The sequence below is a fragment of the Nonomuraea monospora genome, from assembly GCF_039531895.1.
In the GTDB taxonomy this organism is placed as follows: Bacteria; Actinomycetota; Actinomycetes; order Streptosporangiales; family Streptosporangiaceae; genus Nonomuraea; species Nonomuraea monospora.
Map to the genome: position 1 here is coordinate 1 of NZ_BAAAQX010000103.1, position 1,043 is coordinate 1,043.

The window sequence follows — 1,043 nt, forward strand, 5'->3', positions numbered from 1 at the left end:
CCGAAGCGCTGGCCGCCGAACTGGGCCTTACCGCCGAGCGGCTGCTGGGTGATCATGGAGTACGGGCCGGTCGACCGGGCGTGGATCTTGTCGTCGACCAGGTGCAGCAGCTTGAGGATGTAGATGTAGCCGACCGCGATCGGGTACGGGAACGGCTCGCCGGAGCGGCCGTCGAAGAGCTGCGCCTTGCCGCCGCGTTGCACGAGCCGGTCGCCGTCGCGCGTCGGGACGGTGTTGCCGAGCAGCCCGATGATCTCTTCTTCGTGGGCGCCGTCGAAGACCGGGGTGGCCATGTTGGTGCGCGGGGCGACCTGCTCGAAGCCCTTGTCACGCAACCGCTCGGCCCAGGCCTCCTGGATGCCCGAGATGTCCCACCCGCGCGCGGCGATCCACCCGAGGTGGGTCTCCAGCACCTGGCCGACGTTCATCCGGCCGGGCACGCCCAGGGGGTTGAGGATGATGTCGACCGGGGTGCCGTCCTCCAGGAACGGCATGTCCTCGACCGGCAGGATCTTGGAGATGACGCCCTTGTTGCCGTGCCGGCCGGCCAGCTTGTCACCGTCGGTGATCTTACGCTTCTGGGCCACGTAGACGCGGACCAGCTCGTTGACGCCGGGGGGAAGCTCGTCGCCCTCCTCGCGGCTGAACACGCGGACGGCGATGACCTTGCCCTGCTCACCGTGCGGCACCTTCAGCGAGGTGTCGCGGACCTCGCGGGCCTTCTCACCGAAGATGGCGCGCAGCAGCCGCTCCTCCGGGGTCAGCTCGGTCTCGCCCTTCGGGGTGACCTTGCCGACCAGGATGTCGCCGGGCACGACCTCGGCGCCGATCCGGATGATGCCGCGCTCGTCGAGGTCAGCCAGGACCTCTTCGGACACGTTCGGGATGTCGCGGGTGATCTCCTCGGGGCCCAGCTTGGTGTCGCGGGCGTCGACCTCGTGCTCCTCGATGTGGATCGAGGACAGGACGTCGTCCTGCACCAGCCGCTGAGAAAGGATGATCGCGTCTTCGTAGTTGTGACCCTCCCACGGCATGAACGCCAC

1 pseudogene is annotated in these 1,043 nt (G+C 68.4%); it reads right to left on the reverse strand.

What is annotated here, in order from left to right:
- Positions 1-1,043 (reverse strand): annotated as a pseudogene (locus ABD331_RS60660) (DNA-directed RNA polymerase subunit beta); the annotation flags it as partial.